Source organism: Actinoplanes sp. HUAS TT8, from assembly GCF_051380535.1.
Lineage (GTDB): Bacteria > Actinomycetota > Actinomycetes > Mycobacteriales > Micromonosporaceae > Actinoplanes.
This window is the reverse complement of the sequence record NZ_CP195646.1, coordinates 5403951-5419512: the sequence shown is the minus strand read 5'-3', so window position 1 is coordinate 5419512 and position 15562 is coordinate 5403951. Positions and strand designations below refer to the sequence as shown.

Annotated in this window: 11 protein-coding genes; 4 read left to right on the top strand and 7 right to left on the bottom strand. The window is 66.7% G+C overall.

From position 1 onward, the window contains the following. Positions 1 to 7 precede the first annotated feature (7 nt). From dmpG to ACSHV8_RS24180, 3 genes are all read right to left on the bottom strand, one after another. Positions 8 to 1033 carry a 4-hydroxy-2-oxovalerate aldolase gene (dmpG, locus tag ACSHV8_RS24190; RefSeq protein ID WP_436536042.1) on the bottom strand — a complete coding sequence of 342 codons (1026 nt, stop codon included), beginning with the start codon at positions 1031 to 1033 and terminating at the stop codon, positions 8 to 10. Beyond that, positions 1033 to 1923, bottom strand: a complete 891-nt coding sequence (locus tag ACSHV8_RS24185; RefSeq protein ID WP_436536041.1) for an acetylating acetaldehyde dehydrogenase — start codon at positions 1921 to 1923, stop codon at positions 1033 to 1035. Before ACSHV8_RS24185 ends, dmpG begins: the two co-directional genes overlap by 1 nt. Positions 1924 to 2009: 86 nt before the next feature. Beyond that, on the bottom strand, positions 2010 to 2996 hold the full coding sequence (locus tag ACSHV8_RS24180) for a class I SAM-dependent methyltransferase (RefSeq protein ID WP_436536040.1): 987 nt from the start codon (positions 2994 to 2996) through the stop codon (positions 2010 to 2012). A gap of 725 nt (positions 2997 to 3721) precedes the next feature. Here ACSHV8_RS24180 and ACSHV8_RS24175 point away from each other — a divergent pair. Next, positions 3722 to 4516 (top strand): 2-keto-4-pentenoate hydratase, encoded by a 795-nt coding sequence (locus ACSHV8_RS24175; protein WP_436536039.1) that lies wholly within the window; start codon positions 3722 to 3724, stop codon positions 4514 to 4516. A gap of 40 nt (positions 4517 to 4556) precedes the next feature. Here ACSHV8_RS24175 and ACSHV8_RS24170 read toward each other — a convergent pair whose 3' ends face one another. The 4 genes from ACSHV8_RS24170 to ACSHV8_RS24155 all read right to left on the bottom strand — a co-directional run bounded on the left by ACSHV8_RS24170 (position 4557) and on the right by ACSHV8_RS24155 (position 10234). Next, entirely contained in the window at positions 4557 to 5180 is a 624-nt protein-coding gene (locus ACSHV8_RS24170) for a hypothetical protein (protein ID WP_436536038.1), read from the bottom strand. A 52-nt stretch (positions 5181 to 5232) separates the two neighbouring features. Beyond that, the gene (locus ACSHV8_RS24165; RefSeq protein WP_436536037.1) at positions 5233 to 5400 is read right to left on the bottom strand and encodes a hypothetical protein; all 168 of its coding nucleotides are present in this window, start codon (positions 5398 to 5400) and stop codon (positions 5233 to 5235) included. Between the two features lie 208 nt (positions 5401 to 5608). Then, a complete protein-coding gene (locus ACSHV8_RS24160) occupies positions 5609 to 7735 on the bottom strand; it encodes an acyltransferase family protein (RefSeq protein WP_436536036.1) in 2127 nt (708 codons plus the stop codon). Positions 7736 to 7813: 78 nt separating this feature from the next. Further along, positions 7814 to 10234, bottom strand: a complete 2421-nt coding sequence (locus ACSHV8_RS24155; RefSeq protein WP_436536035.1) for an acyltransferase family protein — start codon at positions 10232 to 10234, stop codon at positions 7814 to 7816. Between the two features lie 2963 nt (positions 10235 to 13197). Here ACSHV8_RS24155 and ACSHV8_RS24150 point away from each other — a divergent pair. From ACSHV8_RS24150 to ACSHV8_RS24140, 3 genes are all read left to right on the top strand, one after another. After that, the gene (locus ACSHV8_RS24150; RefSeq protein WP_436536034.1) at positions 13198 to 13872 is read left to right on the top strand and encodes a hypothetical protein; all 675 of its coding nucleotides are present in this window, start codon (positions 13198 to 13200) and stop codon (positions 13870 to 13872) included. Next, on the top strand, positions 13869 to 14510 hold the full coding sequence (locus ACSHV8_RS24145) for a GGDEF domain-containing protein (protein ID WP_436536033.1): 642 nt from the start codon (positions 13869 to 13871) through the stop codon (positions 14508 to 14510). The genes ACSHV8_RS24150 and ACSHV8_RS24145 overlap by 4 nt, the downstream gene beginning before the upstream one ends. Positions 14511 to 14611: 101 nt before the next feature. Continuing rightward, positions 14612 to 15544: a DUF4192 domain-containing protein gene (locus ACSHV8_RS24140; protein WP_436536032.1), complete on the top strand. Its 933-nt coding sequence runs from the start codon at positions 14612 to 14614 to the stop codon at positions 15542 to 15544. Positions 15545 to 15562: the final 18 nt, after the last annotated feature.

The window sequence follows — 15562 nt, the reverse complement described above, 5'->3', positions numbered from 1 at the left end:
CGAGGCCTCACACGGCCGCGGTGCGCAGCGACTTGGCCACGTCGACGATCAGGTCCTCCTGACCGGCCACGGCTTGCCGCCGCCCCAGCTCGAAGAAGATGTCACGCGGGTCGACCCGCTCCCGCGCGGCCACGTCGAGGACACGGTTGCGGAATCCGGAGAAGACCCCCGCCAGCCCGCTGACGATGCTCTCCGAGCTGATCGTCGGCGGTGCCGGCATCAGCTCCCGCTCGGCCAGGTCGGCCGCGTCGAGCAACCGGTAGAGATCGATGCCGGTGGCGTACCCGAGTCGCTCCAGGACCGGCACCAGTACTTCGAGCTGCGTGTTGCCCGCCCCGGCGCCGAAACCCCGGGCGCAGCCGTCGATGATCGTGGCGCCGGCCCGCACCGCCGCGACGGAGTTGGCCACCGCCGAGCCGAGGTTGTTGTGACCGTGGAAGATGATCGGAACGTCGACCGCGTCGCGGATGGCCGCGATCCGCTCGGTGACGCCCTCCGGCAGGAAGTGGCCGGCCGAGTCGAAGATGCCCACCGCCTGTGCTCCGTAGCCGACCATCTGCTTGCAGGCCCGGCTCAGCAGCTCGGGCGTGCCCATGTGGCTCATCAGCAGCGTGCCGTGTGCCTCGACGCCGGCATCGCGCAGGAAGCCGAGGTGTCGTTCCGTCACATCGCTCTCGGTGCAGTGCGCCCCGATCCGGACGACGTCGACGCCGTGGTCGATGGCCATGCGCAGATCGTCGGCGGTGCCCCAGCCCGGCAGCATGAAGGCACCCATCCGACTGTGCCGCAGCTCGGCGCGGACCGCGCTCAGCATGACGTCGTCGGCCAACCGGGCGCGGCCCACCTGCAGCGACGACGCGCCCAGGCCGTTGCCGTGGCCTACTTCGACCATCGGCACCCGCGCACGGTCGGCCGCCGCCGCGTAGGCACGCAACTGCGCCTCGCCGAGGTTGTGCCGTACCGCGTGATGCCCGTCGCGCAGCGTCGGATCGTAGATCTGCACCGTGGGCCGGTCGCCGGCTGCCTCGGCCATCACCGTGTCACCTCCGTACCGCAAAGGGAAGCCCGCTGACGTGCGTACTGCTCGGCCACCAGGACGGCCGCCGAGTTGATGATGTCGAGGTTCCCGGCGTACCGCGGGATGCGGTCACCGGACGCCTCCACCTCGACCGCGACGAACGCGACCCCGTCGGCGACGGTGCACGCGCGGACGCGGTATCCCGGCACGAACGCGCGGACCCGGTCCGCCGCATCCTCGACCAGGTCGTCGACCACACGCTGATCCAGATCCTCGGCCTGGAAGTTCATCGCGACGCGAAAGGTCGCGGGCGGACGGGCCGGGCTCAGATTCAGGATCGTCTTGACCGCCGATGCCCCGGTACCGGCGCGTACCGCCTCGCGGGTGGTGGCCAGATACTCGTCCAGATTGAGCCGGGTGGCCCGGCCGACGGACAGGTTCGCGGCGGTCGTGACCACCTCGACGTAGGACGGGCGATAGCGCGACGACAACGCGTGCAGAATGGGCACACAGGCCTGGCCACCGCAGCTGACCAGGTTGAGGTTGCCCTGCACCGGAAGCACGTTGCCGCTGACGGCCGGCACCATGGTGCGACCCACCCCGCTGGGTGTCAGGTCGACGACCAGGCAGCCCAGTGGTTCGAGAGCTTGCCAGTGCGCGGGGTGCGCCGTGGCGTTGCTGGCGTCGAACACGATGTCGTACGGGTCGGCGGCGGCCACCACCGCGGCGACACCGTCGGCGGACACGCCGCAGCCCAGTTCTCGCGCCGCCCGCAGCCCGGGCGCGTCCTCGTTACGGGCCGTGACGAGCCCACACTCCAGCTGCGCCGACCGCTGGATCTTCATCGCCAGGTCGAGGCCGATGAGACCGGCCCCGATGACGGCCACGCGCAGAGGCCGGCTCATCGCACACCGGCCTTGCCCGGGTCGCGGCGTACGCCGCCGGTGGGGGCAGTGGTTGCCTGCATGTCTTCTCTGCTTTCTACGGGGACTCAGCCGGCTACGACGAACAACCTGCTCGTCGGCATACGCATCGGACGGCAGGTCACGTCGGTGAAGCCGGCGCGGCGGAAGGCCTGCTCCCACTGCGCCTGCGGGGGCAGGTCGACCCCCATCGACGACGCGTGCAGATAGGTGAACAGACTGCTGAAGGCGCGCTCGCGCGGACTGGTCGAGTAGGGCACCGCGTCGCTGATCACCAGCCTGCCACCCGGAGCCAGACCGGCTCGGCACGCGCGCAGGACGGCGTCCAGCACCTCCGGGCGTCCCACCACGTCGTGCAGGACGAATCCGGCGTGGACGACATCCGCGCCGGCCAGGGGAGACGGGTCGTCGGACAGCGACTCGATCGCGCGGTTCACCACGCTCAGCCGGTCGGCGACGCCGCCTCGTCGCCCGGCCCGCAGCGCCTCGGCGCAGGCGGCATCACTGATGTCGACGGCGACGCCGCTGCTGTCCGGAAGTGTCTGCAGCAGGTGGATCACCAGGGCGGCCGCCCCGGCACCCAGATCGACGATCCGGCCGGGCTTGGCCTCGGCGATCTCCTCGAACGCCGCCTGGTAGAAGCCCTGCGACCCGATCCAGCGCGAGGAGACGGCGACCCGGCGCCCGTCCCGGCTGTACTTCTGCGGTGCTCGCCCCGGATCGCTGAGGATGTCGTGAATATTGTCGATGTACGGACGGTTCGCGGTCATCGCCCAGCTGACGTAACCGGCCGCGTGGCGCAGTGCCGGCAGGTCCACCGTGCCGGTGTACGTCTGCTCCGGTCCCTCCGCAACGGTCAGGCCTGCCGCCTCGAGCGCCTGCAGGAACGACACGGCTGACTGCCGCGGGATGCGCGCGGCGGCCGCGGCGTCGTCGGCGGTGAAAGGGTCACCACTGTCCAACAGGACGGACAACCCCAGGTTTTCCGCCATCTCCAGCAGGGCGGCGACCGCTGCCAGGTCGGCGGCGGGCTCGGTCGTCCACTCACTCGTCATGGTGCCTCGGGCTCCCTGTGATAGTCGCGGTCCCGCCGGTGGCGTGGTCGCGTCGTGAACAGTTGCGAGACGACTGCGCTGCTCCGCACGCGGCGGCGCGCCGCCGGCCCGGGGGCGGCGACGGTGCGCGGTGAGGTCTGCGGTAATGGCACTCAGGCGTCCGGAACGGCAATCAGGCATGGCGCGGCGCTCACCTTTGTCGAACGCCGGGATATGCACAAAATATGTTTGTCGGTTACGGGCAGAGGATTTTTACCCCTGGTCGGAGATGTCAACCCCAGTTCTTTGCTGAAGCCCCGGGCATGCTGTTGACATCAGCAATTTTATCCGTGATCGAGGGCCATATTGACATGGAACACAGTGGACGTCAAGACCGTCGCAGGCGCTCGTGCGGCCACCTAAGCAAGTGCTTTGAAGTGCGAAAACACGATCAGAAGGCAGCGCTTCACCAGACACCGGGTCCCGGCATCGCACGGGCACCGGAGTCCTGTTCATGATCACCGATGATCAATTCCGTTCGGTTGTCGCGCGCGCCGGATCCGTCCCGGTGCGCCATTGCCGAAACGTATCTTGCGCCATCATCATTCGTCATGCAGACTTCGCCACAGGCCGTGCCATCCACCAGCGGCCATCGGCATTCCGCCGTCGCGCAAAGCATCGGCCGCGAGCCGGTACGGCCGTCGCGGACGCCCGGCCCGGGCGCCGCCGGAACAGAGGAGACCGGCTTGGGGCAGCTCTCCCACGGAGCCGCGCGGACACTCGCGCGCTCCCTGTACGAAGCACGCGCCGCGCGACAGCCCGTAACACCCTTCACCGACACGCAGCCCGGCCTGGGAGCGCTCGACGGCTACGCGATCCAGCGCGAGCTGCTCGCGCTGCTGCAGGCCGACGGCGAACGGGTGGCCGGCTACAAAGCCGGCCTCACCTCCAAGCCGATGCAGGCAATGTTCGGCCTGAACTCCCCGGACTACGGTCCCGTCCTGGCCTCGACGGTCCACCACTGCGGTGCCGCCCTCTCCCTCGGGGCATTCATCGCGCCCCGCGTCGAGGCGGAGATCGCCTGCCGGCTCGGCACCGACCTCACCGGACCGGGCATCACCGTCGAGCAGGCCCGCGCGAGCGTCGCCGAGGTACACGCCAGCATCGAGATCGTCGACTCGCGCATCCAGAACTGGCGGATCCGCCTGGCCGACACCATCGCCGACCTCGCCTCCGCCGGCGCCGTGGTGATCAGCGACCGGCCGGTGCCGGCGGCCGGCCTGGACCTGGCCGGCATCACCATGCGCTTCCGCCGCGGCGACGAGTGGATCGCCGCCGGAAAGGGCTCGGACGCCCTGGGCGACCCGGCGGCGGTGGTGGCCTGGCTCGCCAACACCCTGGGCGCCCAAGGCGTAACCCTCGAAGCCGGCCACCTCGTCATGACCGGCGCGCTGCACGCCGCCGTCCCGCTGGCAGCGGGCGACGAGTTCGTGGCCGAGTTCGACGCCCTCGGCCCGGTCAGCCTGCGCGTGCAACCCTGAACCGGTTCCCGGCACGACAACGTCGCGTCGCCGCCCCTGGTCAGGTGTCGCGCCGTGGCGGATCGATGACCTCACCGGCGACGAGCATCGATCGCAGAGCCGGGCTGATCACAGGGGCGCCCGGCCGGGCCGGTACGCGCCGTACGACGCCGGTCAGCAGCGCCCCGTCGAGGTCATCCTCGGATACCGAAGCGCCGACCACCTCACCGATGGCCACCGCGGCAGCGACGAGCGAACTGCCGGTCGTTGCGCCGGCGAGCAGCTGCCGGACACGTGGACGCAGCAGCGGCGGCCCCTCAGCCGGGTACCGGATGTCCACACCAGGTTCGAAGGACTCGGTGGTCCGGCCCTCGACCACGCGGTTGACGATGTTCGTGCCGTCTCCGCCGTGGAACAGCTGAACGATCTCCGGCGACCGTGACCGCAAGTCTGGCATCACTCGGAGCGTGGACCCGCTGTCGTAGCAGAACGCCCACCCGGCCACCGCGCCGAACCTGACGATCTCGTGGTCTCCGTGCAGTTCGAGAGCCTGCACCGCGGTCAGCATGCGCAGGTCTCCGCCGCCGACGACCTGCGCGACGGCGGCCGGGGTCATCCCGCGGATGAAGGTGAGGCAGTAGCCGGGAAAGCGGTCGCTTCCCGCCCACGCCCAATCGGAGTCCACGAAAGAACCCTATCGGGATGACTGTCCGAGCAGACTGCGTCTGTTGGCGGGATCAGGCGGTGATGGTGAGCCGGTACCCCTCGGCGTCGAGCAGGCGCACCCACTGCGTCCAGCTTCCGAGCCGAAGGCCGACCAAGCTATTCATGGCGCTGTCAAGGTGGCTGATCACGCACTTCTCGGTGTAGGCAGGCTGCTGGTTCTCGAAGGCGTGCACGGCCATGACGTGTCACTTTCGAGCGGGACGATTTCTGCGCATAGAGCCCCGGGCGTGCCGACCTCGATCGTGGCCGCGAGTGGGAACTCGTCACAGGAGTCCAGGAAACCCAGGTTCACCGGGCACGTTAGGCGCCGTCGAGCAGGCCGGCGTAGGTAAGGACCCGGATGCGCGAAACATGCAGGTCCGCGTCACCTTTCATCAGCTATGCCGGTCAACCCTTCATTGCCGCTGACATGCGTTGTTCGAGGGCGGGCGCGACGAGCTTGGAGTAGGTCGCGCTGATGTGGCTGTCGTCTTTATAGACCAGGACGTTGCCGATGATGACTGGACACCGGTCCTCGGTACACATCCACTTTACAGGGTCTACGACGACTGCATCGTTCTGGCGAGCCGCTTCAGCGATGAGCTTGCGGCGGCGGGCGTCGCCCAGCGCAGCATCCCGATCCCGGCCGCAATCGGTCACGCTGGTTACGTGGTTAGACACACATTCGGGGACGTTGCCTTGCGGCCAAGCGGTATCGCTGATGAAGACGACTTTCGCTCCAGCGACCTTCTTGAAAGTAGTGGCCCATGCTTGCGCCCAAGCGTTGTTCTGGTCGCCGCTGACGTTGAGTGCCTCACTGTGGCTGTTGGAGGAGGTGACGACTAATTGCGGCTTGAGCGATGCGATGTAGTCGAATGCGGCGGCGCGCCAGGTGTCGCACTCGGTGTATGTGCGTTTGAGCGCCGTCATGGTGACGGTCACTGAGGCGGCGGGACATGCGGACTTCGTGACGACCGCGAGGCGCCACCTCTTTCGCTTGGCGATGGCGTCGAGGGCGGGGAACCAGTGCCCGGCATGGGAGTCGCCGAAGAGGACCATTGTCTTTGTTGAGGTGGTTTCGCCGTATAAACAGGGCTTCTTGACGTCTGATTCCAGAAACTCGGGGTCGCAACCGTCAGAGTAGATTCGGCCTACGTCGGTGCTAGCTCGGGCGATCGGTGGTTGCAGGTTGGCGGGCACGTCCCTGCTCTTGACGCTGTTCTTCACGAGATTGATCAGGTTGAGTTCGGCCTGAGAGTTGGCGCCGACGGCACCGGCGGCATCCGTGGCCGCCCCGGATCCGGTTGTAGACGGCAGGATCGTCGGGACGACAAGGCTGAGAGCCATGACCGTTGCCGTCATGCTGAACGTCAGTGTCATCGCTCGTACCGTTCGCTGCCGGAACCAGGCATGGGAACGTAGAGGATTCTCAATTTGTCGTGACGTGATTACAGCTAGCAGTAATGACAGGCCGGCGAGGGCGAGACTCTCGAATACGTTTAGGTCGCCGAGAGCGAACGGTCCTACGATGAGCACCGGCCAGTGCCATAGGTACCAGGAGTAGGAGTGTTTGCCGATTGCTTGCATGATCGAGCTGCCCAGTAGCTGGGACTCGGCGCGGGTACAGCCGACGGCGATGAGCAGCGCGGCAGCGGCGACCGGAGCAGCGGCGGCGTATCCGGGGAATGGAGTTGCTTCGCTGAAGGCGATCGCGACCACACCCATGCTGGCTAGGGCGAGCAGCCGTCCGACTGACACGACTGTTGCCGGGAGCCGGGTCAGGTGCTGGGCCAGCAACGCAACCAGAGCTCCAGTCGCCAGTTCCCACGCGCGGGTCTGCAGACCGAAGTATGCCCACGGTGCCGACACCTCCGTCTGCCATACCGAGATGGCCAACGAGCCAGCGATGACGACGGCGACGAAGCTGATGAGCAGCCTCCGGCGGAAGTGCGGCGCCCGGCGCCTCGTCAGGAAGGCCAACAGCAGCAGGAGTGGTGGCCAGATGAGGTAGAACTGCTCCTCGACAGCCAGGCTCCAGAAGTGCTGCAGGGGAGATGGTGCGGCGGTCGCGCCGAGGTAGTCGGTGCCCTGGATCGCTAGGCGATAGTTCATGCCGTAGAACGTTGTCGTCAGCGCGTCCATAGCGATGTCTTTGGTCCGCAGCGGTGGCAGCCATAACCATGCCACGGCCAGCGTGGTGACGACGACGAAGCTTGCCGCCGGTAGGAGGCGTAGTGCGCGGCGTGAGTAGAACTTCGCCAAGGAGATCGTGCCGGTTTTGCCGATCTCGCGCAGCAGGTGCCCGGTGATCAGAAATCCGGAGATGACGAAGAAGACATCGACACCGATATACCCGCCGCGGAGACCGGGGAGCCCGGCGTGGAAGAGGACGACGATCGTAACTGCGATGGCCCGCAGACCTTCGATGTCCGGACGGAAACCGTCGAGACCGCTAGGGGGCCGGTCGCGGTCTGCCGACACGCTCGAAGCCGCAGTCGGTTCCACTGGCGCGCCAGGGTGCTCAAGGGTGGTCAACGTGGCACCTTTCGGGTGTCGCGTGGTAGGGGAGAAGAAAGAAGAGTGGCGCCTTTCCGATGCCAGTCGCCGCCGGTGTCACTGGTATGGAGTGGCTGCCGCAGATGCGTGAGTGGTCCCGGCCGACTGGCGCGGCGGCCACGTCAACGGAACAGGCGAGATGATCTGGGTCTGACCGGGATCTGGCGCGGGATGTAGGGCCGTGAGCATTTCGGCGCCGTGTCGACCGGCGGCGGGCTGGCGCGCTGTCCCCTTCGAGCGATTGGCGTCCTCGACCCAACCGACCAGCCAGCAGGCCACCGCGACTAGGAGCGGGATCAGCGTGAACTTAACGATGACGGCCACCGTCTCGCCGCTGACCACGTGCAGGTTGGCCCGCGCGACTACGGCGACACTGGTCAGGATTGCTACCTGGTGCCAGAGGTAGATCGTCACGGCTCGGGAGTTCATCTTGCTCACCAGCCACGACAGCCTGATCTTTTTGAGCCAGTTCATAGCCGGGTCGAATCGCATGAGTACGCAGATGAACGCGATGGACAACAGCGATTGGGCGATCGGGCTCGACTGCACTGTTCCGCCGGCCGGGGGATGAAGATGAAGCCAGCCGAGCGCGCCGACACCCACGGCTAGGGCGAGCGGGTAGATAGCCGCGGGGCGAGCCTTTTGAAGGCCGCCGGTAGCGTGCCAGAAGCCAATGATCCAGCAGGGGGCGTAGGTGCCGAGCTGCAGGACGACGCCGGCCAGCCAGCTTGATGACGTGATGGTCGCTGAGGCAGGGATGAGGGCCAAGGGGGCGAGGACCGTCAGCCGAGGCCAGCGACGGAACGCGGCCCACAGCATCGGTGACAGCAGGACCAGCCACAGGTAGGTGCGGATGTACCAGAGGATGCCGGCGATCGGGACCGCCCAATCGTTGCTCGGCGGGTCGGACAGTGGAAAGACCCAGGCGAAGACGGCGGGAGCGTTGAAAGGTCGCTGATCCTCGTCGGTCCATCCCATGATCAGCATCACGGGGACGAGAACTACGGCTAGCATCCACAGCGCTGGCATGAGCCTGCGGATGCGGTTCCAGATGACGATCTCCGGCCGGTCGCCGACCTTCGCCATCGAGCGTGCCATCATCGAGCCGGCGAGCGCGAACATGATCCCCATGGACGGGAAGGCCAAGCCGAGCCAGGCGAAACCGGTCGAGTGGAATGCGATCACGCGGATGATGGCGAGCGCTCGCAGTGTGTCGAGGTAGAGGCTGCGGCCCTTGCCGTGCATCTCAACGGAGACCGTCGGCTGCTTTGAGTCGTTGCGGGTTTGCCAGGACTTATGACGCAGATTGAGTAGTCCGACGATCATGGCCGGGCCGACCACGATGAGTTGGAACACGTAAAGCGCTGGGGTTAAGGCCAGCCAGGTGAACATTCGTTCGCCGCGGCTGACGCCCTTGCGTTCCCGGACATAGCAGAAGGTCTGCGTGTACAGGAACGCTACCCAGAGCGAAACTCCAGCCCAGGGAACATCCCACTGTGCGAAGGGGAACACCATGAGCGCGGTCAGTGCGAACAGCGGCGCCACGCACATGAACGCGAAGTCTGTGGTACGCATCCACCAGGACCAGCCCCGCAGATATTTGATGTCCAAGACTGTGCACCGATAGTAATCACGTGCCCATCGGATCCGTTGGCGGAAGAGATCCGCGGCGTTGTCGGGCACTTCGGTGTGGACATAAGCATCCGACACGGCCGCCGTCTTGCCGCGGCGCTGGGCGAAATGTGTCAGGTGGCGGTCGTCGGCCACGCCACGTTCGAGGTACTCGGTCAGGTTGTCCATGACGACCTCGGAGCGCCAAACCGCCAGTGCGCCCGACGCGGTGAAGATGTCACCGGTCGCGGATAGGCCGTTGCGAACGACCAGGCAACTGTGTACGTAGTGAAGGTCAGTGACGCGGGTGAGGATGTTGCCGGCCCGGTTGAGCGCGTACACCACACCGGTAACTCCCATGATCTGTGGATCGGAGAACCGGCGCATGCAGCGTTCGACCGCCCGGCGGTCCACCACCGAGTCGCTGTCGACCGTGACAACGAAGTCGAAGTGGGTCAGCTCGGCCAGGAGTGCTGTTGCCTGTGCATGATGCTTGCCGCCGTTCTCGCGCTTGTGCCACACCACGCGAGGGTGCGAAAACGGCGGTAGCGGGCTGGCGGAACCGTCGTCGACCACATGGATGACATCCGGCACTACGGTCCCGTTCAGCAGGCTTTTGATAGCCCCGTGCAGCAACTCGTGCTTCTCGTTGTAGGCCGGCACAACGGCGATGATGCGTCCATCGGGTAGCGGCTGGTCCTTGGGTCCCTGGATCAGCCCCGCGGCGCTAAAGCCGAAGAAGTACAGCAGCACAATGAAGGAAAACACCCGGTCAGGGCGGTCGAGACCGACCCACTCAACGTAGAGGACCGGTACGGCCAGCGACAGTATGGCCATGGCGATCCCGGCGAGGCGCTTAACGGGCACGGCGACGCCCCTCATAACCCGGCTGCCGAACGGGTGCCGGCGTCAGCCGCATATAGGCCTGAGCCCGAGCCTTCCGTGAGAACCAGCGGATGGCGGCCAAGGCTGCGATGACCACAAGGATGGGGATTGCCATGGCTCCGAGAAAGTGTCCGGAAAACAGCAAGGCGATGATCGCCACCATCGGCAACATCGACTGACCTGATACGTCCACGATCACCTTTCAAGAACTTCCGGCGGATGGATATGAGCGAAGGAACCTTTGCAACTTCCCGAACAGTCTCACGAAGCCCGAACCGGACCTCTACGGCTAAACCGCTCGCAAATGCTGCGCTGATCGACGACGAGCCTCAGTCGATAGCGGAGGTGACGAAGCCTTATGGCTTAGCCCTTACGGGGGACGGGGTCGGCGCTACGTCGCCTAATTGACTAGCCTGAGTGGTGACGCATCTGTGGGGTGGCCTCTGGCTGGTTACGTGAGCCAAGCGCAAATTCGCCTAGAGGGCAGTGCTGAAACATGAGTGCTGGCGAGCTCCTACTCGACATGCGAGACAAATTTGCCTATGAGCAGCAGAAAGGGGTCGTCGCGCAACTCGCGCGGCCTGACCCAGTGAAAGAGGCTAGAGCAGCTAGAGTGTTTCTGTCGTCCCGCCTACGAGGTACCTTCCAGGGAATCTTCGCAAATATTACTCACCTTAAATGAGTCCTGTTTGTGAATTATCCTCAATACTGGACGATGCCTGCAATGCGCCCAGGTAATCTATCTGCACCGGCGCCGAAATATCGCCGGAGAAGAATCGATCAACCGTGAGCGAAGGGTGACGCCTGACTCTCTGCAGACAGAGGATATGTCCCCTTGAGGAATTTCGCGGTCCTTGGAGGCGGAGGTGAGTCCAGCAAAGGAGATTCAAGGGTCAAGCGGCAGTGAAGGGTCAACTGCGTCAGGCCGGAGGGCTGCGATCCACTGAAGGAGCGTTTTGCAAGATCAGAATGAGCTGGCAGCCGCAAGCGGGCTCAGTAGACGATGGTGTCTCATGTTCACATCGGCACTGGCTTTGGTCGCCAGCGCCGACCCGTATTCCGATTCGCAAGAACGAGATACCAGATTGCGTGCCCAGCAGGCGCGCACCCGAACCCGCCGGTGGATAGCCGAACAGAAGGCCCTCGCTGAGTCCGGGCGGTTGCCGACCCTTCAGTCGCTTTTGATGCGGCAGATCCCGGATGATTGGCGCAGCATCGACCAGCGGCGCCGCGAAGCAACTCGAAAATGGGAAGCCGACGATTCCAGTCTAGGACCCACCCACCACAGAGCGTGGCGACAGGATCTTGCTCGCAGGGCAGGAGTCGCATCCTGGGCGAGTGCGCTGGGCAGGGGTGAAAAGTGGATAGTCGACCTGGGCCGGAGTAACGGGACCAGGGGCAGGGAAGTCCGTCGGGCGGCGATGGCTGATCGCGTCATCCCACTGGCCACGGCGCTGCTGCGTAACCGAGGCTACGACCCTCGCTACGAGGAAGTCCTTCGGGTGCGCGTGGAGCATCCTCAGGAGTCCACCCGCCAGTTAGGAGCACGAATGGGCATCACCCGCGCGGCCTACGACGGACGGCTACGGCGGGCGCTACGGTCGGCAACCCATGAACAGGAGCACCACCCAGATTCGCTGACCAAGAGGACGACGCCGGCCGGAGACAGGAATCTCTGGAATCAGCACCGCTGGGCTTGACCCGAATGCATGAGCGCACTCGTGCGCCCCGCGTGTCACCCAGCCCTTCCCGCGCCATGTATCAGGCGGTCGCGGGGCAGCCCGATAGTGATACCTGCTCCTGGATGATGTTGCTGCCCTGCTGCCAGGCCGGGCTGTTGAGGTGCGCTGGTGCCGGCCTGCCGCCATGTCACCGTGGGCGGCACAACTCGACTGCCTTCTTATATCCAGGATCCGTGGCGGCTTGGCCTCCCTTCACCACCATGTACGGCATGCCCTCCCGCGCGTAGCCGCCGGCGGCTCCAGTGCTGGCATCGACCTGCCACAACATCGTTCCGTCCGTGCACTCGAAAGTCCCTACGAACTGTGCGGATCCGGCAGGGGTGGTGCAGCCGTTGTTTGCCTCCTCGCGATTGACGACACGTCCGGGCCGAAATACGTCCGCGCATGTCGGCAGGGTCACCTCGGGCGCGGCCGACGGAGACGTGGGCATGCTGCCAGACTCGGGAATGCCCGTAGCGTTCCTATCAGGGCGAGTGCTTGAGCATCCGCTAAGGGCCACTAATAGGCATACGGCGATCCCTGCGAAAAAGCGTGTCCTCATCGGGCACCTCCAGTCCGGATGTCGAATGCGGCGCACACTAGCGTCTGGCGGCCGACTTCCTGCGGACACGCAGTCCGAAGACGCGTCGTGCCTCGGGACTCGCATTGTTGGCGATCGTCGCCACGTCCCGCGGCCGGCCACCCGAACGGATGGCTGCCCTGGGGTGTGAGACCGAGTGCATCTCATGCTCGGCCGCGCCCGGTGCAAGGCCAACGTCGATGCCTGGGCTCGGAACCGCTTTCCCGGAGAGACGGTCCGCGACTCGGGCGACGACGTCATGCGCGAGCCGCCGAAGTGGTTGGCCAATATCGAGGTGTCTGCCTCTGACGCCCAACGCGGATAAAGCGTCGGCCAGTTTGTTGCCCTGATCGAGGTGGCGCTGTTGCGTTGCTGTCCGGTCCTGGTGGCGGCCAACACCAGGGATCTGTCCGGGATCTGTTGGGTGCGGCACCTATGGTTCGAGCCATCACTTCTGTGATCGCTCAATGGCACCTCGCGGCTTCGCCGCCCACGGCCACGGCTGTCACAAGCCCACCTCCTGCCTGAGCAGGACGGTCGGCGACACCGTACGTCGGCAGTGCGAACCGCAACCACCAGCGGCCCGGCCGCAAACGCGCCTGCCGTGCGCACCTGTTTCCCTGTTCTGATCCGGGAGGATCACCATGCCCTGGACAACCCTCGTCTGCCTTCCGGCGGACACCCCCGCTCATCAAGTCGCCGACGAGGCGACCGCCCGTCTGGCCTCGGTCCGGCTGACCGTGACCAGCCCGGTACGGCACTTCCCGGCCGGCACCCGCTGGCGTCGCAGCACCCTGCTGCTGCCGTTGCGCGGCACCGCCGCCGGTGGACCGGTCTCGCGTCTGCAACTGGACGTGATGCGCAACGCCGCGCACCGGACGTACTGGCACCGCTGGCAGCTGTGGCGCCAGGTCGTCGCCGGCACACCGAGCGCTCGCCCGTTCTGGACGTTCCTGGACCGGCACCGCGCCGCCCCGAAGCGCTACGAGCTGGTGAGGGCGCAGGCCGACTACCTGGCCCAGCCGCGGATCAGCGCGATGCGGGTGCACAACGCGTACCTGAACCGGGTCATGGATCTGCCGACCGGCCACCTCGAAGCGCTGCAGCTGGGCCTCGACGGCTACGCCCACCTGGGCTGGCTGTCCGCGGTGCCCGGCCAGTCGCTGCTCTGCCCGGACGGCCGGACGCTGCTGATGCAGCACGGCGACCGGCTCGACGTCCGGTTGTCATTCCTGGAACAGGCCAACCGGTGCCTGTCCACGCTGGGCGGCCGCGAAGTTCTGGTCGCCATGGCGACCGAGCCCGGGGTGAGGTCGTGAGGACGCAAGGGTGGGCCGGCGGGCCCGCCCTGGGCGTCATGACGGTGTTGGCCGCCGACGTCGTGTTGGCCGCCGGCGCACTGTTGGCCGACCGGGTGTTGGGTGCCGGCGGTCCGGTGTTGGCCGGGCTGCTGCCCGCCCACACGGCAGTGGTGGGCGCGCTGCTCGCCCGCGCCCGATCCCGGGCAGCGCTCGCGCTGCGCGACCCGGTCACGGGAGTGTTCGTCCGGCGGGTCGCCGAGGAATACCTGGACGACGCGTCCGGGACCACCCTGACAGTCGCGTTGCTCGACGGCGACGACCTGCACGGCATCAACGAACGCTTCGGTCACGCCGGCGGCGACGTCCTGCTGGCCATGGTGGCCGAGCGGCTGACCCGCGCCTGCGTACGCGGTGACGTCGTGGCCCGCCTCGGTGGTGACGAGTTCGTCCTGATCAGCCGGCGCTCGGCCGAGACCGTGCAGCAGGCCATCGCCAAACAGATGTCGGCCCCGATGATGCTGTTCGGCGTCGTCATCGACACCCGGTTCAGCGCCGGGATCTGCCGGGTGCCCGGCGGCAACCACCTGTGGGCGTTCGCGGAAGCGGACCGCCTGATGTACGCCGCGAAGAGCCGAGGCGGCGGCATCCACCTCTGATCCACCCTGCTTGACCCCTTTCGCCGGGGGAGTTCGTGCACCTCCCGGCGAACAGCCGGGTGGCGTGCGGGCTCCCCCTCCTCTGTTGGGAGAAACCGCTCATGAACCTGGAGATCAAGAGCCCGTCGGACGCGGCCACGATCATCCCCTACCTGCTCGGCTACCAGCCGCAGCACGCCCTGACCGCGCTGGCCCTCGACCACGGCACCATCATCTGCACCGCCGCGCAGGTGCTGCCCGAGGACCCGGCCGACATCCGGGACGCGATCGGCCACCTGGTGACCGCGCTGACCGCCAACGACGTGACCAACGTCCTGCTGGTCGGCTACGGGACACACCCGGTGCGCGACGCCGTCGAACAGGGCATCGAAGCGTTCGCCGCCGCCGGCGTCAACGTCGTCGACGCGATGCGCGTCGGAGACGACCGGATCTGGCACGTCGGATGCGGCGACCCCGACTGCGAAACCGAAGGCATGCCGTACGACCCGCAGTCCTCGGTCGTCGCCGCGACCGCCACGTTCGTCGGCCTGCAGGTCGCACCCGACCGGGACGCCTTGCACGCCCGCCTCGCCCCGATCACCGGCGCCGAACGCACCGCGATGCGCGCCGCCATCGAGACCGCCGTGCACACCTTCAGCCGGCCGAAAGGCCTCGCCGACGCCGCGACCCTGGTACGCCAACTGCTCGCCGACGCGGTCGAATCCCGGCTTCCCGACGACCGGGCCGCGCAACTACTGGTCCTGCTTGGATTCAAACGGCTCCAGGACGCCGTCTTCAAACTCGTCCACGGCACCGACGCCCAGATCCAGGCATGGACCGACCTGACCCGCCGCGCCGGCACCGGCATGTTGGCCTGCGCCCCCGCGATGTTGCTGGCGATGGCCGCACTGCAAGCCGGCGACGGCGTGACCGCGGCAGTCGCCGCCGCCCGCGCCTGCGCCGCCGACCCGGACGACGAACTCGCCGGCGTCCTCGAACAGGCCATCCATCTCGGACTGAACCCGCAGCGGCTGATCCAGTTCCTGCACGGCTGACCGACCGCTCATTTCCCG